Genomic DNA, 19,267 nt, shown 5'->3' with positions numbered 1-19,267 from the left:
ACCACATTTGTTGTACTACTTGCTTTAGCTTTCCCTAGCAATAAAATTGTAAGCATTCCCTCTTATATAAATTTTATATAAATTCATCATAAATCATATATTATACATACTAAATTTCAGTTCTTATAATAAAGGTATCATTTTTAAGGGGTGGTTCTACAATGGAATTTAGTAAACTAGGAAACAGTGGATTAACAGTAAGTAAAATCGCATACGGGAACTGGATAAACCATGGTGGAAAAGTAAACGAAGATACTGCAAATGATTGTGTAAAAGCCGCACTAGATGTTGGAATTACAACGTTCGATACTGCTGATGTTTATTCGGACACGATAGCTGAGGAAGTACTTGGCCGATCTTTGCAAGGTATACGCCGAGAAAGTATAGAACTATGTACAAAAGTATGCCATCCGACCGGTCCTGGAAAAAATGATCGTGGATTATCAAGAAAACATATTATAGAAAATTGTAATGCATCGTTAAAACGATTACAGACAGACTATATCGATGTTTATTATGCACATAGATTTGATATAACAACTCCTCTTGAGGAAACAATGTTAGCTTTCTCAGATCTTGTAAGACAAGGTAAGGTTCTCTATTTAGGCGTAAGCGAATGGACATCAGAACAAATTACCCGTGGTGCAGCACTTGCACGCGAATTGAACATTCCATTTATCGCTAGCCAACCTCAATATTCGATGTTATGGCGAGTTATTGAAACTGATGTGATTCCAACATGTCAACGTGAGGGACTTGGCCAAATCGTATGGTCGCCACTTGCACAAGGTATTCTTACAGGAAAATATCAACCTGGTAAACTATTACCGAATCAATCGCGTGCTAACTCCGATGCTGGAAAACCGTTTTTTGACAAACTCGTGCAACGTTGGATGAGTGATGATGTGCTTACCGCTATCCAGGAAATTAAACCTATCGCACAAGAAAATAACCTTACCTTATCTCAACTCGCAGTTGCTTGGGTATTACAAAATCCAGCTGTTTCTTCTGCAATTATTGGTGCTTCAAATCCGGAACAAATAAGAGAAAATGTAATTGCTTCTAGTGTTAAATTGCAACCTGAAATTATGGATCAGATTGATAGTGTATTAAAAGGTTTCGCTGAGTATGATACTAGTAAAACAGGTTGAATCATGAGTAAGTTTTACCTATAAATAAACACTCCTTGCCAACTTCCCACAGCCCATCCTATAAAGATGGGCTTTTATTTTTATCTGTTAAGTTCACATTGTGAAGTCATATAAACCTCTCTAACAACTGTTAAAAAGTTCTCTAACACGACAGACTTTTCATCCTTCCTCCATCCAGCATATAAATTTATTTTCGGTGTATTTTCTAGAATATCATTATACATGACTCCTGATTTTTTATAGCTTTCCACCGATGATGGAACGACTGAAATCCCCATTCCAGCTGCAACTAAGTTTACAATCGTTTGCATTTGAACTGCTTCTTGAACAATATTTAAACTTACTCCATGTTCCCAAAAGTAACTAATAATTAAATCATAAAAATTTGTACCGAAATGGCGAGGAAATAAAATGAATGGTTCATCTACTAATGATTTGATTGAAATATTAGGTAACGAAACGAAAGGGTGATTTTCATGTAAAACCAATTTTAAACACTCTTCAGAACAAACTTCAGAAGATAATATTTTATTATTTTGCTCCGAACGAATAAATCCAATATGAATTTGTTTTTCGTAAAGCGCTTTTATTTGCTGGTCTGTTGTCATCTCGCGTAATATGAGCTGAATTTTCGGAAACCGTTCTCGAAATGTTTTTAATATGCCTATAACTGTTTCTGTAGAATCGACAAAACCGATGATTAAATGCCCGATTTTCCCTTCATCTGCAAGCTGTGTTTCTTTAATCGTTCTATCTACTTGAAGTAATGTTTGCCTAGCACCTTCTAAAAAGACTTTCCCCGCCTCGGTAAGCTCAACCATCCTTTTTGTCCGGTGAAAAAGTTGAACTCCTAATTCTTCTTCCAATTTTCGAATTTCTTGACTTAAAGGCGGTTGTGCCATCATAAGACGCTCTGCTGCACGACTAAAGTTTAATTCTTCTGCCACCGTTATGAAATATTTCATTTTACGAATATCCATTTCAAGCCTCCTATCATTCGCAACTTCTATAAGATTCTATTTTTATTATAAAAAATGGTTCATGTATGTAGTCTTACATTTATTCTTATTGGGTTCATTTTGCCTCTCTTATCTATAGAATATTTCATTCTCCAATGTTATCAAGGGTACAAAACAAGGCTAAAAAACTTATCTCCAAAGTTCTTTAGCCTTGATTACTTTTTACACATTAAAAAATATTACTCGCACTACCGTACCTTTACCAACTTCTGAATGGATTTCCACACTATGTCCTAATTGTTTTGTAATTTCATATACAAGATATAGCCCCATTCCTGTTGATTCTTTAAAATCTCTACCGTTTTCTCCTGTAAAGAAAGGTTTGAATACTCTTGGTAAATCTTGCTTCGGTATACCTACGCCATTATCAGCAATTTCAAGTATAACGGTATTACCTTCCTTACAAGCTTTCATTTTAATCTTTTCTCTACTACCTGATGAATACTTAATCGCATTCGATAGTATTTGTCCGATTAAAAACTGTAACCATTTCACATCACTTTCTACAGTAATGTCCTTATCAATTTCAAGCTCTGGATATACAAAATTCCGTATAAAGAAACGTTTATGTTCATGTACCGAATCATTCACTATTTTATGTAGTTGTACCCTTTCTACATAAAAATCTTGTGTGAACGCTTCTAATCGTGCGACATATAGAGCCATTTCCAATCCCTTTTTTAATCGGTCTGTTTCCTCATTTATACTTTCAAAACGTGAATCTACTTCATCCTGTGTAATTAATTCTATTACAGATAAAGGTGTTTTCATTTGATGGATCCACTGATTCATAAAGGTTAAATGGTCATTATTTTTTCTCTCTTGTATTTGCAGCTGATTTTGATAATGTCGATATTGCACCTCAAGTAGTTCTTGAAGAGCAGCCGATACAGCCGCAAAATCAGATTTTTGAACAGATTCATCTAAAGATTGCATCGGATTTGCTAGGCGCTCATAAAAAGAACGATGTGTAAAATAACGAAACACTAAATAACTTCCCATAAAGAAAACACCTAGAAACATTGCATATAACGCCGTTGTAATATGATTATGCCCATCAAACCAATATACGAGAAATATAGCTAGTAGTTGAATTATGGTAAAGCAAATAAGTGGTATATGATCACGTATAAACAACCTTATCATTTTTCTATACCATTATCCCAAGTAATGTGCAATCTATATCCAACACTACGAATCGTTTCAATCGCACCTTCTATATGTAACGTTTGTAACTTTTTACGCACACGTGTTGTATTTACACTTAATGTATTATCATCAACATAAGATTCACTATCCCATAATTTATTAAGTAACACTTCTCTACTCACAACACGCGGATAATTTTTCATTAATGTCTCTAATAAAATAGCTTCGTTTCTCGTTATATCAATCTCGTCGTTTCTAAGTTTCAATACAAGCCTTTCAGGATATAAACAAAGGCCTTGTTGCTCAATCATTCGCTCTTCTAGTTTCGGTGCATAATCTCCATATGCACGTCTTAAATGACTACGAATTTTCGCCACTACAACTTCATAATGAAAAGGCTTCGGAATAAAATCATCGCCACCGTTTTCTAACGCCATAACTTGATCCATCGTACCTTCACGAGCCGAAATGAATAGTATCGGACATGTAGAAACACCGCGAATTTGACGACACCAAAAGTACCCATCAAAACTCGGTAAATTAATATCTAATAAAACTAACTCTGGTTGTTCTTCTAAAAAAATATCTAATACATTTTGAAAGTCCGATACAATAACTCCTTGATAACCATATTTCGCAACATGTGTTGATAATAGTTCTGCAATTTTCATATCGTCTTCTACAATCATAATTTTGACCATTATTGAACTCCTTTTTAATCCACAATCTTAAATATACTTATATAAAATAAATACTACCTCTTTTCACAAAATCCGTAAATTAAAAAAGGGATGCTTTTATACAAAAGTATCCTTTTTCTTCCCTTATCTATTTAATATGAAATTTACTAAAAGTAAATCCTAGTTTCTCCACATAATCCATTCCTAGTTCCATACGCGCCGTTTTCAGCGGATCAACAACTTGGCAAACTTTTAAATTACCTGCTGCCGATAATAAAAGAGTTGCATCAGCTTTAGACATTTCTAATACTTCATGTAAAAATATCACCATATTATGTACAGCACGATTTGCTGCATCATCTAACAATTTCTCTGAAGCAATCGTCATTATTTTTTCTTTTTGAATAGCCATTGGTAATGGCCATTTCTTTCCTTTTATAGTTTGAACTGTTACAGTTACCTCACCAGCCACCTCTACGCCACTAACACCAATTTCACCATCACCCATTGCTGCATGTAGATCACCTAATGCTAATAGAGCGCCAGGAACATTTACAGGTAATAGTAATGTCGTCCCTTCTTTTATCTCTTTACAATCCATATTCCCACCGTGATCATGTGGGGTGCCGCATGAAATGCTCTCTTCTTTCGGTGCAGTACCAATTACCCCAATCATTGGATTAATCGGGATTTGTAGTTCACTTGAAAACAAAACATATTCATTATGTATTGGGACAATTTTCACTGTATTTTCATTTAACTCATCACCCATTACACCAAGGTTTGCACCTGTAGTTAAAACGCCCTGCTCTGCAATTTCAATTTTTTCAATCGTTACGACTAATATATCGCCAGGTTCTGCTCCTTTAACATATACAGGTCCAGTCGCTGGATTAATTCGGTTCCAATCTAATTCTTGAAACACAACATCTTCAGAATCGATTTGATTTTCAAAGCAATCATATGTTTCAAATACAAGACTGCTCCCAATTTCTACTTCCATACACGGCTTATTTTCTGGTGACATTGAGTAAATGATATGGTCTTTATGAATTCGATACATAATACCTCTCCCTTTTATATTTATCTACTATTACTAATTAGCTTTTTTTATACAAGCTCCTCTTAAAATTAAATGTTATTTTTATGTAAAAAAGCACGCAGATTGTTTTATAACATACACTCTTTACTATAACAGAAAGGTGGTATCACTATGCCCCTTATTCCATACAACGAAAGTGATGTTGATTTACTAGCTCGATTAATTCGTGCTGAAGCTGAAGGCGAAGGTCGCCAAGGTGAGGAGTTAGTTGGATGCGTTGTAGTAAACCGTGTATTTTGTGATTGCTTAGATTTTAAACAACTCCGTACCGTACGAGACGCTGTATATCAAAGCCCCGGCGGATTTGAAGCAGTACAATATGGATATTTTTATCAACGCGCTCGTGAATCAGAAAAAGAAATCGCACGAAAAGTTTTACAAGGTCAATGGCGCTGGCCTGCACGATGGGCTCTTTGGTATTTCCGTCCAGTTGGAGCTTGTCCGCCTGAATGGTATAATCAGCCATTTGTAGGACAGTTTAAAAGCCATTGTTTTTATGAACCAAGTGGTGATGAATGTCCGAAAATGTATTCACGATAGTAAAATTTGCAACGCAAGTACTTAGAAATTTTGGTACTTGCGTTGCTTTTAACTGTGTTTTAGAAATCTAATAGTGTGATGAATTTTTCTATGCCTACTACATGTATTAATAATGGTATACGAGGACCATTTGATTGATTCATAATGAGCTTATATATAATAGTGAATAATTGTTTTTGATTTTCTTTCATTATTTTTTTATTTTCATGATGACAAATCGCATATAATTGCTCCATTAAGTTAGAGTAATCTTTATTAGAACGAAGTATTTTACAAACTTCTACTAGCCATTCTTTCTGCCTTTCATCTAATGTGTAGTAAAACTCTGCATTTTTCTCCTGATTTACCGCGATTAATTTTTCAGATTGAAAGTTTCTTATCCAATACTCTGCGCGGTTACATATCGCTATCATAGCATCTAATGTATAACTTCTATCTATTTTTTCTAATGTATCTTGTAAAATAGATGAATCAAAATTTAATAGCGGTAACGTTCCTGCTACTTGATTAAATCTCGGATATTCTTTAAACTGCCTATCAACTTTAGAGATTTTAATTGCATCAAATAAATCTTCATTTTTGAGCGTTTTATTTTCATAACTATCTTTCAATCGCTCATACTCTGTATAATTACGAATCACATCTTCATCCAACCCAATATGAAAAGCAGCGCCTGGTTTGTATTTTGCAAACATAAAGAGAATTACTTCTGGTATATACACTTTCAATAAATCGCTTGGTGTAATACTATTCCCTGAAGAACTAGACATTTTTTCATGATTCCCTTTAATACCAATGAAATCGTAAGCAACGTAATGAGGCGCTTCACAATTGAATATTTTCCTTGCAATTTCTTTTGATACATTATAACTACCCGTTTCTGATGAATGATCTCTACCGCCCGGTTCAAAAATAACATCCTCTATCATCCATCTCATCGGCCAATCGATTTTCCAGTTTAGTTTCATTTTATTTGTATTTAATACGGATAACTCTTTTTCATTTCCGCATTCACATTCATACCGCACTGTTTTTAATACTTCATTAAAATGTGTAATAGTTGTTGTATCTTTTCCGCACCTCTCACAATATAATGTAGCTGGATAAAAGCTCTCTCGCTCTTCTTCACTACACTCTCCAGTTTTAAAACCCATTAAAATATCATATATTTCTTTTCGTTTATACAAAGCCTCTAAAATATTATCATTATACCTTCCACTTCTATATTCATCATGTTGATAAATAAATTCTACTTCAATTCCAAATGCTTGAAGCGATTTTTCAAACTCTTTTTCAAAATGCTCCGCATACGAGTTATGACATCCATACGGATCTGGAATATCACAGTATGGCATACCAATATACTTTGCAAAAGATGGATCAATATTTTTTGGAACTTTTCTAAACCTATCATAATCATCCCACGAAAATATAAAACGAGTCTTTTTCCCTAAATCTTGAAGTGCTCTTACTACGAAATAAGTCGTTACGATTTCACGAAAGTTCCCAATATGAACAGAACCTGACGGACTAATTCCAGATGCACAAACAAACGTTTCTTTATTTGGATGTTTCCTAATTAATTCATGTGCTACTTCATACGCCCAATGCATATATTACTCACCTCAATTATTTTTTTGTTTCTCATTTCTAGTTTTATGCAACAAAAAAACTCCCACCCCCAAGATTATTCATCTTGAGGACGAGAGTTGTTAGCTTCGCGGTACCACCTCAGTTTGTTAATATGTCACCATATTAACCTCTTCAGGTACGGCAAAATATGCTTATACCCTATCTCTATAACGGGAGAACCCGTCGCACCATCCCTAAATAAATTAGTTCCTTGCGCAGCTCCAAGTCTTTTTTCATTAAGATGTATACCGCTCTTTCTCAGCTACCAGAGCTCTCTGTACGTATTCTTTCTTAACTACTCTTCTCTTCTATGCCTTAAATATTAGTTTTTTAATATGATAATTTATAACACTTTTATTGTCAAACTTTTCCGAATCGAAATTGTAAAATTATCTAAAAAAATTCTTTATCGCTTCTAATTGAATTTTGTGGCTACACTCATCACAACAATATGCCCCTTTTGGTTTCTCTTTAAATCGCTTATATTTCTCACTACCTTCGTAAACACGAAATATATTCTTACAAGAAAAGCAAACAATCTCATAAAACATCATATGCATTTTCCTCTCCGTGTTTATAAACCTTTTAATCACTTGAGAAGATTAGTTTTCTAGAGCACAAATCATAATATCCTCTGACTAAAAGGTTTACCTCTATTCTTATCGAATTATATTAATATCTTATAACGCGAGGTGAACATCTTGTTCAGTAATATAGACTTAGTTTTAAATGTTAAAGCAAGTTTAGCTGAAGGACCATGTTGGAATGAAAAAAAGCAACTTTTATATTGGGTTGATATTATGGAGAAAAAATTATGCATATATAATCCTACTACTAATACGAACCGAGTAATCGCTCTCAATCAACAAATTGGCTGTGTTGTTCCATATTTAGAGGATATACTACTCTTAGCTATGGAAAACGGCTTTTATTCTATTAATGTAAATACAGAAAAACTGATACATATTTTTGACCCTGAACCACATTTAATAGAAAATCGTTTCAATGATGGAAAATGTGATCCAGCTGGTCGTTTCTGGGCAGGTACTACAGATACATACGGTATGAATGCTGCAGGTTCCTTGTATTGTTTACATCATAATTTAAGTGTAGAGAAAAAAGTTTCACATGTAAATACATCAAATGGAATTGCTTGGTCACCTGATCATACATACTTTTACTTTATAGATACACCTACTAAAAAAGTGGTTCGCTATCAATATAATATACGTACTGGAGACATTCATAATCCAATTGATGTAATCATTTTCTCTGAAAATGATGGTCTACCTGATGGTATGACAATTGACGAAGACGGCTGTTTATGGATTGCACATTGGGGAGGTTCAAAAATAACTAGATGGAATCCCTCTACTGGAGAAAAAATATTAAGCATTCCAATTCCAGCTTTATATGTAACATCATGTACATTTGGAGGGCCTAATTTAACAGATTTATATATTACAACAGCCAGAACAAGAATGACTGATGACGAATTAAAAGAGTATCCACATGCTGGTGGTATTTTTCGAATTCAAACAAATGTTAAAGGCTGTCCCACCTATTCATTTTGCAATAAAAATATTGGAGCTGAAACAATGTGAACCGTATCGATTACATAAGACAAGAAGAAAAGAAATATCACGACCTTTGCTATGAACAATATAAACTATTTGAAATTGGCTCTTGGCTGTACAAACCGGTTAAAACAGTTATGGACTTGATGGATCACTTTGAAGGACAAAACAACTTACAAGTACTTGATCTTGGCTCTGGCGTCGGTAGAAATAGCATTCCAATTGCACAAAAGATAAGAAATACTAGCGGCACTGTTACATGTGTTGATTTACTTAATTCCGCTTTAACAAAGCTACAAACTTATAGCAAAGAACATGATGTATTCGAGGTTATAAAAACAGAACAAGCAGCAATTGAAAACTATCATATTGACTCTAACGCTTATGATTATATCGTTGCAGTATCAAGTTTAGAACATGTCAAATCAGAAAAAGATTTTAAAAACGTGCTTCATTCTATGAAAAAAGGGACAAAAAACAGTGGTATTAATTGTTTGATTATTAACTCTAACATACAAGAAATTGATTTAAAAACGAATGAAGAATTAGAAGCTTTAATTGAAATTAATCTCCCAACTGATGAAATGATACATCTATTAAAAAGTATTTATAAAGGATGGAAAGAAGTAAAAGTTGAAATAAAAGAATTAGCTTATAATATAGTTCGTAATGAAAGACACATTCAATTAAAAACAAATGCTATAACGTTTGTAGTTCAGAAATAATCGTATAATAAAGATATGGTTATTTCTCTCAGATTTATTTTTATTGCACGAAATTTGCAAGTATAAATATTTATGAAACAAAAAAATAAAAGAGCACTTGTTTCCGCAAGTGCTCTTTTGGGGATTTTGAGATACCCTATTAACGAAAGTTAAGGTTACTTAAAGTTAAAAGGTATTTATATTATATGCTTGTCCTTTTTATTTGTGCATAATCAATATATAAACATCTTTAATCATTCTTAATAACTTTTAGTTATCGTTCTTTCTTACATTTTATCATTAAGAAATTGATTGAAGGTTTATTTGCCATGTTCTTATTTGGTTCATCAATTTCCGAAACTTTTACTAATCTATATTGATTAAAATCTTTTTTTATAGATTCAGAATCATAAAAGAACATTTTTACATCTTCCATTATCTCATAATAATCTTTATCCAACTGTTTTCCTTTTCCGTACATGGGAGCTTTTTTAGAAACAGTTGTAAAAACCATATATCCGCCTGGTTTTAACTGATTATAACAATCTTCAATAAATTTCTCTCTTTCCTGTTCATTCAACAAATGAAGAAGTGCATGACTAAATATCCCATCATACAGTTTATTATCAAAAGGCATTTCGTTTACTGAACCGTGATACATACTAACATCTTCTAGTCCGTTTTCTCTTGCTAAATCGATCGCTGTTTTCGAAATTTCAATACCTGTTACATTTATACCATTATCGATAAAAACCTTTGCATTTCTTCCATATCCAATACCCGGAACTAATATATTCTTAACGTTCTTTTCAAGAAAAAAATCTTTTGTCAAAATTGCAGATTCTGTAGGTTCAAATCCCCACATCGTTTGTTTTTCGATAAAACTTGATTCCCAAAATTCCATTTTATTTTTATCTCCTTATTCTTATCTCATGTTTAATATCACATGAAAGACCTATTCATTTTAACGCTGCTTTTTTCACCACAGTCACTATAGCTCCATTGAATATAGCATATTAATAAGCCTATATCTAATTTAAAGATTGGCTGAATATCTATTCTAAATATTAACTTTTACATTTAGAAAAAATAAAAAATGCCAATAATTCAATTGTATATTGGCATTTCACATAAGAAATTATCTTTTTATTTTGTGCTGATCTAATGTTTTTTCTAACATTTCTAAAGTTATCGGTTGAGCTTTCTCTATTAATTGATAACCAATACGTCCATTCGGCTCAGCTGTAACTTGCTGCAAAATCTTTAAATCATGTATTCCTTTTTCTCTTAATTGCATATAAAGTTGTTGTTCAGACATTTTTGCCTTCATCAAGTTCGCTTTAATAATCTCTCCATTTTCAACAATTACAAAGCTACTGCCATTTAGGAATTGTTCCACCTCCCTTGATTTCAGTTCAAAGAAATGAATGATAAGAAGTACGCTTGCAAATATTACAGCTGCAAATATAGATGGGACTACTTTCCTACTTAATACAGGCTCTACAATAATACGCGCAATTGATACTACTATGATGATTTCAGCTCTTGTCATTTGGCTAACAGATTTACTACCTGTCATTTTTAATGCAAGAATCCCAGTGAGAATTAAAATAATGCTTTCAACAATAATATGCATAATAGCCCAATCCTTTAATGGTAAATGTTATTAGCATTCTAGATGCACTTTAAACTTTTTGGTGAAAATTAAAACTTACATATATAGAAAATGGATCTATTTAGATCCATCTTTTTTCAATAAGAATTTGATGATCTATTTTCTATTGTCAAAAAAACAAAAGCACCCAAATGGATGCGTATAGATTAAACTTATTCATTATTACTTTCTCCACTTTGATCATCAACTGATTTCGAGTCTAACATGCTGCCTATATCAGGCGGTAAAGCTAGCTCTATACCAGCTACTGGTTGATTATCTTCATTAAACCGTTGTTTCTTAAATTTACTCAATTCTTCATTTTTCTTATTTCCATCCATATTACCCCGCCTTTTATGTACGTGATATTAAATACTTTACTTAATATGTACATTGAGAAAGATAATATACGATTTGTACATAATGAAAGAGCAACAACCCGTTGTGCCTATTAAAAATTAACACGTACATGCTACTCCTCGTTTTATTATCATATTAATGACAAAATATATGTGAGCTACGTGACAAGTACGTTGTCATTTTATTCATATGAGACAAATACTTTTAAAGGAGTAATTATTCCTTGACTTAATTCCTCAAAACATTTTTCAAGTGCAGTATAATGAATTTCATGCTGAAAAATCTCTTCTATCCATGGCGTCTGTTCTATTTGACTAAAAAACCAATCTGCATGTTTTTGGTAACCATATCCATCACTTGAACCAATGATTTTCAATTCTTTTCGATAAAAGTCGGCGGTTAATGTTAAGTCTTCTATATTACCATCAGAAAGAATACATATCGCTCTATTACTATTAATAGCCTTTTGTAATGTGTGAAACCCTCTATTTGTAGCAGAACATTCCAAACCGTAATTATATGTTTCTATTATTTGTTTTTCTGAATCAAAGAGGTTTTTCGCACCAAACTTCTTTGCAAATTCTCTTCTATTTTTATTAGGCTCAACAACATCCACATGCTCAACACCTATATAGTATTTTAAGAAATAACAAGCGAGTAAACCAATAACTCCCATTCCAGTTATAAGTACTTTTTCATCCTGTCGCGGGTTTAGTTTCAATACTCCTTTAGCGGCATCACACGAAAGAATAGATAATAAAGCAACTTTAGGTTGTATAGAACTAGGCACTCGAATTACTTTATGCGCCTTAACTATCCCTATCGTTTCATGTCCATAAAAAGAAACTACTTTATCACCTACGTTTACATGTGTTACTTTATTACCAACTTCAATCACTTCACCATAACTTTCATATCCAGTTTTTCTTGGATAAAAAGGATGCGGATCTGTAACATCGGATCCATTATACTGTGGTAACTCGGCCCCAATGCTTATCGCTCCTGCCATTGTTTTAACGATAATTTCATCGTCCTGTATGTCCTTAATTTCATTTGTTTTCCACTTAAGTTGTTTCGCACCTTCTAAAACTAACTTATATTGTTCCATTCATATCCTCTCACTTTATAAAAATATATTCTCACTAAATTTCAAACAATGTATAATAGATTCATCCAAAATTAAAGCTATAACGTTGGCTAGCACCCAACAGTGATAACATGATAATTGAATTTGATGGCTATAGAATAAACGAGTATGTTATTGGCTGTAACTGTTCTATTAACGAATTAATAACGATGTATTTAAATGTAAAAAATGAAGAGATATCTAATGAGGATTTGCTAAGCTTATTTTGTGTACGATATCATTACAAAAAAATCCGAAAGTTACTACAAGTAGACATCATAAGCGATGTTGTCATTGATTTAGATACGGACTACATTTATATCCCAAATAGATAACAGTATACTAGATTGAATGATTAGTATTTACGATTCAGCTAAGTGCTTAATAAAATAAGTAATTGCCCAAATTAATGTCGCAAATTGAGTGACAAAATACATTGTCCATTCAAAGCCAGTCAATTTTCTCTCTCGTTTAACCTTCTTTAAGTATCTGTAAAATATGAATGTACTTAAAAACATTAATAATAACGATAATTGCTGTAAATCATCGACTATATGTACCCCCATAGACTCCATCACCCTCCTATTCAAAGTAAATGCTATACTTTAAGGATATCACCTATTGGTAGTTTATTTCCATTTTGTTTTTACATAAACAAAAAGAGCACTCAACAATTGAGTGCTCTAAAAAGTATTATAGTAACACTTTTCTTCTACTTTTTATAACTCAGTTCTATCACTTCCGGTATATGATTGTTATCATATTTCCTTTTATAGAGGTAACGTCAGGAAAATACGAATATACAACGTTAAGGAATTTTCATTACTTTATAACCATTTTTAAGTTATATTCAATAACCATGCTTTGACATTGTCTAGAACATGGTTATTTTTTAAACTAATATAAATCTGCTTAGTTGATTTTTTAGTTCAGCAATTTATTGAATTCATTAACTGGAAGAAGTATTCAGGTTTGTGAGTTTTATTTAGGTTATACCATGAATGTAATGTATCTGGTGCAAATACATCTAATTTTTTCAGTACTTCCATCGCAAATTCCAGAGGAGCTATTCCTGATGCAGTAACTAAATTCGCATCGGATACCGCAGATCCCAACTCATAGAACTTTTCTCCTTTATAGTTAGGACATACCATTTTAGTGTATTCTAAATTATTAGTTGTATGCTTTCTAGTATCTAAGTATCCCATATTTGCAAGGGCCTCAGTTGCACCACAAATTGCAGCAACAATAGTACCAAACTTTAAAGCTTGGCCAACTCTTTCCAAGATAGGTTGATGAATCTCTTCACTCCAAGTAGTCCCTCCTGGTAAAATTAAAAGATCTTTACTCTCAAAAGTACATTCATCAAGGGAAATATCTGGTTTTATGCTCAGTCCCCCCATAGTAGTAATCATTTCTTTATTAGCTCCTACTGTAATTACTTTTAAAGGTACTAAATCTTTTTTAAAATATCTTCCTGAATTTAGTTCGGTAATTAAATATCCATATTCCCAGTCCGACATTGTATTAAATACATATAGAAAAACTTTTTTTGTTTGCATCCCATATCACTCCAATCACAATTGATATGGATATTATAATATAACTTCCCTGACAGTTAACGTCAGGGAAGTTATCATACTTCATGAAATTTTATTAATTCCGACAGAACTTCAATAAGTCTTTTCTTAAGACTTATTGGCTCAATAACTTTAATAGATTTATTGTACGGTAAAAGTAAATAAGGTACATATGTATGTATCATATCTTTTTCAAGAAGAAAAACTGCTTGATTTGAAGTCCGCACTTGTAAATAATGTCCTAAAAACCAATGTTGGCAAATATCAGCTAATACACTTTTATCCCCACTAATAACCAAAGAAATAATCCCTTCCTTATCTTCTATAGTTGGAAGAAGATTTTTTATAAAAAAGTCACGTGCTGAAAAATTTTCTGGCCGGTTAAACTTATTTTCGGTTAGCATTAAATTTTCAATTCGATCTACCCTAAAACTACGGATATCATTCCTAAGATGACAAAATCCAATCACATACCACTTATTATTCCAATAGATAATTCTGTACGGATCGACCAATCTATAATTTAATTGCTTTTTCCCACTTTTATGATAAAGAATTTTTACTGAATACCCATCAGTTACGGCCTGCTCCAACTCCTTCAAAAAATGTTCCATAGAGGATGAACTAAATCGACTTATTACTTCTAGACTACTTAAATGTCGGTTTATCTTTGCTTCCTGCTCTTGATTTGAGTATTTACTTAGTTTTGAAATGGCCCTATTTAATGCTTCACCTCCATAATATCCGGCTTCTTCTGCAAAAACAGCAGCGTGAAATAGTGAAGTTTGCTCTTCAAAATCAAAAAAAAGAGGAGCCTCAATAAAATTGTTTAATAACGTGTATCCACCGTTATGTCCTGGTTCTGAAATTATAGGCACACCACTTGTTGAAATTGTATCAATATAACGATACACAGTCCGTATATTCATCTCTAACTTTTCTGAAATTTGTTTTGCAGTAATTTTTTTACCTGAACGAAGCATCCATAGAATCGCTAACATATTATCAATTTTAGGCATGTAATTCCACCTCTCTATGGAATTTATCCCTTATTATATATTTCTGATTTTTAGTATAACTCATCAACTGTTCCTTTCCGATAGCTTTCTAAATAATGAGGCCCTAGACACATTTGTAATTTCACAAATTTGATTTACATTCATATCTACCTCTTCATAAAGCTTTACTGCATAATTCATTCCTGCATGATTTTTATGGTATTTCTTTAACCAACCTTTAAATTTTCCTTCTTTCTTATTCAGTTCAATCCCTTTATGTTTCCACCTACGGATCAGATCATGTTCTAATTGGTTTACACCCGCCATAACCTTAATTAAGCATTGGCTTTAGGAATTATCTTCTAATAAATCGAGCCATGTATCTTTGAAGGATTATAATTATCATCCTTATTATAATATTTAGTTACAACAATAGCTTCAATTATTATAGCGATACACACAAACAAAAGAATTATTTTGCGTCTCACAACAAAGCTACTTATTCATTTTTTTCTTTTTTAAATTGGAAGGTTATATGTTCCAATTGTTTGATTTCCTCTATTATTTTACGAATTCCTTCTTCAATCCTATCTTCCTTTACATTCGATACGTTTAACTTTAATAGTCTTTCTTTCGGAAAACCTCTCACATAATTTTTATCAATTGTATCAATACTTATTTGTTTTTCACTTAGTCTTTGGAAAAACATTTCTGAAATACTCGTTTTATGTAATTTTAAACAAGTATGAATTCCAATTGTATTATGCTTTTTATATGTGAATAAAAGTGGGTTTTCACTATGAGTTCTTTCTAGTGTTTTTGCTAATTTTTTAGATCTATTGTGATAGGAAGATTTAATTTTATTTTTATGACGTTCAAACATACCGCTCTTTATATAAATTTCTAAAGCCGCTTGAGAAATCATCGGACTATCAATATCTAGTATCTTTTTGTATGTATAGAAAGCATTTGCAATGGACGGTGGAATGACCGCAACTCCAACCCGTAAACCAGGAAAAATAATCTTCGAATAACTTTTCAAATATATGACATGACTACAATTATCCAAGCTATATAACGGATCTGCTTTTGAATCAGTTTCTAAATCTGCTAAATAATCATCTTCCACTATAAATACATTGTATTTCTTAGCCAATAGTGCGATTTTTTCTTTCTCATCTTTAGAATAAGAAGTTCCAAGCGGATGATGATATCTCGGTATCGTATAAAAGAATTTTATTTTTCCAGTTTGAAATATTTGCTCCAATTCATTCAAATCGATACCTTCATTCGAACGTTTAATACCGATTACAGGAACTTTATTTATCTCTAGATAATCAATATATAGATGATATGTTGGCTGTTCAATTAATATGGTTTCATTTCCATTCGGAAATGGTATAGAAGTTAATATAGCAAGTGCCTGCTGCACACCTGACGTTATAAAAATATTGTCTTCTTTCGTGAACACTTGATAATTTGCCAACTGTTTTTGAATGACTGGAATTAAAGATGGTAACCCTTTCGGCGTTCCATATACAAATAAATCATTTTTATACGTATCAATAGCCTTATTAATACAATGTTGAAAATCTAAATACGGAAAAACATCTGGATCTGGTGCTGAGGAAGCAAAATCAATTATCTCGTTATTTTCTATAGTATTCTCTGATTTTTTAACAACGTAGTATCCACTTTGAGGGACAGAATATATAATGTGACGCTTTTCTAATTCATGAAGAGCACGTATAACTGTTGCCTTATTACATTCATATTGCGTAACGAGTGACCGTATAGACGGTAATTTCTTTCCTTCTCTTATTTCTCCATTTTGAATCATATTTTCTATGTCGTTTAAAATATTTAAATACTTATACATATTACACCTCCTTCAGTAATTCTATATTTAATTATATCGATTTTTAATTCATATAGCATTCATTCCTCAATTAGTTAATTTTCCGATCGTCTATATCGTAAATCCCAATAGCATATGAATCATTTTCAATCCATTTCTTTACTGCTTCTGTTTTAAGTACCCCTTCAACTTCTTTTTCTATTTTCTGTCCAAGTCCTCTCGCCCCTACTTCATCATCGCTAATCTTAGTTTTTATATCAATGGTAACAGGTTGATTCTTTTTATAATTTATTTGCTGAATACCAAACCCTTCATATCCATTTTTTCTGAATACGTCATCAAATATATGTCCAAAAACTAACTCCCACCTATGTTCTGCATTTGAAATCTCCTTGTTTCTTTGAGATATGTTTACTTTATAGGACATAATGCCTTGAATTTGCAATCTTTTATTAATCTCTTTTTTTATTTCGTTAGCATTTTCGCTATCAGCAATCTCTAAATCTACTATTCTTGCTTTTTCATCCCATATAGCGGCACTAAAAAAAGATTCCTCCTTTACTGTCGCTGTAGCAATATCCATCACTATAGACTCTTCACTTTTTGGATCTTCAATGTCATTCTCACAGGCACATAATAAAGCAAGTGGAAATAAAAACACAAGTAACTTCTTTCTCTTTCTCATGTAGCACCCCTCCATATATTTTCATTTACGATAAACTTTTTACTTTGACATATAAATACCTTCTTTAATTATTAAATTTAACATTATTTCACATTCCCCCCACTTAACAAGGAAATTACAATTAATAAATAGAATATCTCTATGAATAAATAAAAAGTGAGGGATATATCATGCAACGTGTAAATACGATTGATATTAGTAATGTACTACAATTGGAAAAAACTCTTTCGACTTTATTAAATAAAATGATTTCTTCAAAACCAGACCTTGAAAATTGGTTAAAAGAGCAGTCAAAAGTAATTTGGGACATCGAAGAACAATTAAGATCACATTACATCGCCTTTCAATGTAATACGGATGATGAAGAAATAAAGGATACTTTTGAACATGATCAACAATTTGTAAAGCCACTTTTAAAGCGATACCAAAATTTATTGGATAATAAATATTTAGAGTCACCTTTTCGAATGGAATTAGATTCTAACCTATATGGTTTATTAGATACAAAAATAAAAAATGCTCAAAAGTTATTTTGTGAGGAAAATATCGAATTAGAAATAAAGGAAGACAAATTAATCACAGAGTACTTTGAAATCACTGGAGGATTAAGTGGAATTTGGGACGGAGAAGAAAAAACGATAACAGAATTACAATCCTATTTACAAGATTCGAATCGTGACACCCGTAAAAAGGCAAAAACCATTATTTCTGAACAATTTTTATCTGTTGAAAAAGAACTCCAAAACATATTAAATCAATTAATTGAAATTCGCCATCAAAAAGCAAAAAATATTCAATTAGAGAATTATCGCGATTATATGTTCAAAAAATACGAGCGTTTTGATTATTCAGCGAAAGATTGCTATGAATTAGCTAAATCCATACGTAAGTATGTTGTGCCTCTTAAAGATAAAATATTGCTAGAGAAAAAAGATAAACTGCAAGTTGATACGCTTCGCCCGTGGGATGTATCAGCTGTAACTCCAGATCAAAAAGTACTTAAACCTATTGCAAATGAAAATGATTTAATTGAAAAGAGCACTCATATCTTTAATAAACTAGATGTTGAATTTTCAGCACTTTTAAACCGAATGTATAAACACAATTGTCTTGATTTAACAAGCCGCAAAGGAAAAGTGAAGTGCACCCCAATTGTTAGACACAGCCTAACAATTGGAGGTGCATTTTTTATGGCTAAATTTTCTTCAAAAGAAAAAATCCAAGCGGTGAAACGATATTTAGATGGTACAGAAAGTGGAAAAACAATTGCTAAATCTATAGGAGTTAACCCTAGCGTACTTCGTGAGTGGATTAGACGATATGAGTCTTCAGGTGAAAAGGCCTTTGAAAAGTGCTATACATTCTACCCAGCCCAGTATAAACTAGATGTACTTTATTATATGAATGAACACGGGACATCTATCAGAGAAACAGCGGCACTTTTCAATATAC

General features: G+C 32.3%; 21 protein-coding genes, 1 pseudogene and 1 other annotated feature. Of the genes and pseudogenes, 6 read left to right on the top strand and 16 right to left on the bottom strand.

Annotated features, from left to right (window positions below; translation table 11 throughout):
- Window positions 1-161: 161 nt before the first annotated feature.
- On the top strand, window positions 162-1,151 hold the full coding sequence (locus tag C4S65_RS11610; protein ID WP_061665858.1) for an aldo/keto reductase family protein: 990 nt from the start codon (window positions 162-164) through the stop codon (window positions 1,149-1,151).
- Between the two features lie 80 nt (window positions 1,152-1,231).
- On the opposite strand, the gene C4S65_RS11605 is transcribed toward C4S65_RS11610, so the two are convergent.
- From C4S65_RS11605 to C4S65_RS11590, 4 genes are all read right to left on the bottom strand, one after another.
- Window positions 1,232-2,131 (bottom strand): LysR substrate-binding domain-containing protein, encoded by a 900-nt coding sequence (locus C4S65_RS11605; RefSeq protein WP_086406204.1) that lies wholly within the window; start codon window positions 2,129-2,131, stop codon window positions 1,232-1,234.
- A gap of 201 nt (window positions 2,132-2,332) precedes the next feature.
- Window positions 2,333-3,316, bottom strand: a complete 984-nt coding sequence (locus C4S65_RS11600) for a sensor histidine kinase (protein WP_042972475.1) — start codon at window positions 3,314-3,316, stop codon at window positions 2,333-2,335.
- On the bottom strand, window positions 3,313-4,020 hold the full coding sequence (locus tag C4S65_RS11595) for a response regulator transcription factor (RefSeq protein WP_000238992.1): 708 nt from the start codon (window positions 4,018-4,020) through the stop codon (window positions 3,313-3,315). Before C4S65_RS11595 ends, C4S65_RS11600 begins: the two co-directional genes overlap by 4 nt.
- A 127-nt stretch (window positions 4,021-4,147) precedes the next feature.
- Entirely contained in the window at window positions 4,148-5,062 is a 915-nt protein-coding gene (locus tag C4S65_RS11590; protein WP_086406203.1) for an acetamidase/formamidase family protein, read from the bottom strand.
- A 150-nt stretch (window positions 5,063-5,212) separates the two neighbouring features.
- Between C4S65_RS11590 and C4S65_RS11585 the strand changes: the two genes are divergently transcribed.
- On the top strand, window positions 5,213-5,641 hold the full coding sequence (locus C4S65_RS11585) for a cell wall hydrolase (RefSeq protein WP_001128402.1): 429 nt from the start codon (window positions 5,213-5,215) through the stop codon (window positions 5,639-5,641).
- A 59-nt stretch (window positions 5,642-5,700) separates the two neighbouring features.
- Here the strand turns inward: C4S65_RS11585 and lysS are convergent, their stop codons facing one another.
- Together lysS and C4S65_RS11575 are read right to left on the bottom strand one after the other, a co-directional pair.
- The gene (gene lysS / locus C4S65_RS11580) at window positions 5,701-7,254 is read right to left on the bottom strand and encodes a lysine--tRNA ligase (protein WP_086406202.1); all 1,554 of its coding nucleotides are present in this window, start codon (window positions 7,252-7,254) and stop codon (window positions 5,701-5,703) included.
- An 82-nt stretch (window positions 7,255-7,336) separates the two neighbouring features.
- Window positions 7,337-7,593: a binding site (T-box leader), on the bottom strand.
- A 69-nt stretch (window positions 7,594-7,662) separates the two neighbouring features.
- Window positions 7,663-7,833 carry a DUF2197 domain-containing protein gene (locus C4S65_RS11575; RefSeq protein ID WP_000551042.1) on the bottom strand — a complete coding sequence of 57 codons (171 nt, stop codon included), beginning with the start codon at window positions 7,831-7,833 and terminating at the stop codon, window positions 7,663-7,665.
- A 141-nt stretch (window positions 7,834-7,974) separates the two neighbouring features.
- Here C4S65_RS11575 and C4S65_RS11570 point away from each other — a divergent pair, with 141 nt between their 5' ends.
- Both C4S65_RS11570 and C4S65_RS11565 read left to right on the top strand, forming a co-directional pair.
- Complete coding sequence (locus C4S65_RS11570) at window positions 7,975-8,877, top strand: SMP-30/gluconolactonase/LRE family protein (RefSeq protein ID WP_098838506.1); 903 nt, start codon at window positions 7,975-7,977, stop codon at window positions 8,875-8,877.
- Complete coding sequence (locus C4S65_RS11565) at window positions 8,874-9,575, top strand: class I SAM-dependent methyltransferase (protein ID WP_086406200.1); 702 nt, start codon at window positions 8,874-8,876, stop codon at window positions 9,573-9,575. The genes C4S65_RS11570 and C4S65_RS11565 overlap by 4 nt, the downstream gene beginning before the upstream one ends.
- Before the next feature lie 253 nt (window positions 9,576-9,828).
- On the opposite strand, the gene C4S65_RS11560 is transcribed toward C4S65_RS11565, so the two are convergent.
- The 4 genes from C4S65_RS11560 to C4S65_RS11545 form a co-directional block, all read right to left on the bottom strand.
- Complete coding sequence (locus tag C4S65_RS11560) at window positions 9,829-10,458, bottom strand: class I SAM-dependent methyltransferase (RefSeq protein WP_086406199.1); 630 nt, start codon at window positions 10,456-10,458, stop codon at window positions 9,829-9,831.
- A 234-nt stretch (window positions 10,459-10,692) separates the two neighbouring features.
- The gene (locus tag C4S65_RS11555; RefSeq protein WP_086406198.1) at window positions 10,693-11,190 is read right to left on the bottom strand and encodes a YetF domain-containing protein; all 498 of its coding nucleotides are present in this window, start codon (window positions 11,188-11,190) and stop codon (window positions 10,693-10,695) included.
- A gap of 191 nt (window positions 11,191-11,381) precedes the next feature.
- Window positions 11,382-11,549: a hypothetical protein gene (locus C4S65_RS34345; RefSeq protein WP_086406197.1), complete on the bottom strand. Its 168-nt coding sequence runs from the start codon at window positions 11,547-11,549 to the stop codon at window positions 11,382-11,384.
- A 200-nt stretch (window positions 11,550-11,749) separates the two neighbouring features.
- Complete coding sequence (locus C4S65_RS11545; RefSeq protein ID WP_061665864.1) at window positions 11,750-12,676, bottom strand: zinc-binding alcohol dehydrogenase; 927 nt, start codon at window positions 12,674-12,676, stop codon at window positions 11,750-11,752.
- 110 nt (window positions 12,677-12,786) lie between these two features.
- On the opposite strand from C4S65_RS11545, the gene C4S65_RS11540 reads away from it, so the two are divergent.
- A complete protein-coding gene (locus C4S65_RS11540; protein ID WP_086406196.1) occupies window positions 12,787-13,029 on the top strand; it encodes a hypothetical protein in 243 nt (80 codons plus the stop codon).
- 27 nt (window positions 13,030-13,056) lie between these two features.
- Here the strand turns inward: C4S65_RS11540 and C4S65_RS11535 are convergent, their stop codons facing one another.
- From C4S65_RS11535 to C4S65_RS11510, 6 genes and pseudogenes are all read right to left on the bottom strand, one after another.
- Window positions 13,057-13,260 carry a hypothetical protein gene (locus tag C4S65_RS11535; RefSeq protein ID WP_061665865.1) on the bottom strand — a complete coding sequence of 68 codons (204 nt, stop codon included), beginning with the start codon at window positions 13,258-13,260 and terminating at the stop codon, window positions 13,057-13,059.
- Between the two features lie 363 nt (window positions 13,261-13,623).
- Window positions 13,624-14,256 carry a type 1 glutamine amidotransferase family protein gene (locus tag C4S65_RS11530; RefSeq protein WP_061665866.1) on the bottom strand — a complete coding sequence of 211 codons (633 nt, stop codon included), beginning with the start codon at window positions 14,254-14,256 and terminating at the stop codon, window positions 13,624-13,626.
- A gap of 74 nt (window positions 14,257-14,330) precedes the next feature.
- Window positions 14,331-15,293 (bottom strand): YafY family protein, encoded by a 963-nt coding sequence (locus C4S65_RS11525; protein WP_061665867.1) that lies wholly within the window; start codon window positions 15,291-15,293, stop codon window positions 14,331-14,333.
- A 63-nt stretch (window positions 15,294-15,356) separates the two neighbouring features.
- A pseudogene (locus tag C4S65_RS11520) lies at window positions 15,357-15,671 on the bottom strand (helix-turn-helix domain-containing protein); the annotation flags it as partial.
- 100 nt (window positions 15,672-15,771) lie between these two features.
- Window positions 15,772-17,151, bottom strand: a complete 1,380-nt coding sequence (locus tag C4S65_RS11515) for a PLP-dependent aminotransferase family protein (RefSeq protein WP_061665868.1) — start codon at window positions 17,149-17,151, stop codon at window positions 15,772-15,774.
- 70 nt (window positions 17,152-17,221) lie between these two features.
- Window positions 17,222-17,815 carry a DUF4030 domain-containing protein gene (locus C4S65_RS11510; protein ID WP_061665869.1) on the bottom strand — a complete coding sequence of 198 codons (594 nt, stop codon included), beginning with the start codon at window positions 17,813-17,815 and terminating at the stop codon, window positions 17,222-17,224.
- A gap of 1,190 nt (window positions 17,816-19,005) precedes the next feature.
- Between C4S65_RS11510 and C4S65_RS11500 the strand changes: the two genes are divergently transcribed.
- A partial coding sequence (locus tag C4S65_RS11500) for a transposase (RefSeq protein WP_142391533.1) occupies window positions 19,006-19,267 on the top strand: 262 nt, incomplete at its 3' end.

The sequence above is a fragment of the Bacillus sp. ok061 genome (genome assembly GCF_900108285.1).
GTDB classification, from domain to species: domain Bacteria; phylum Bacillota; class Bacilli; order Bacillales; family Bacillaceae_G; genus Bacillus_A; species Bacillus_A thuringiensis_S.
Note: the sequence above shows the minus strand (reverse complement) of the source record. Positions and strands in the feature narration are given on the sequence as shown.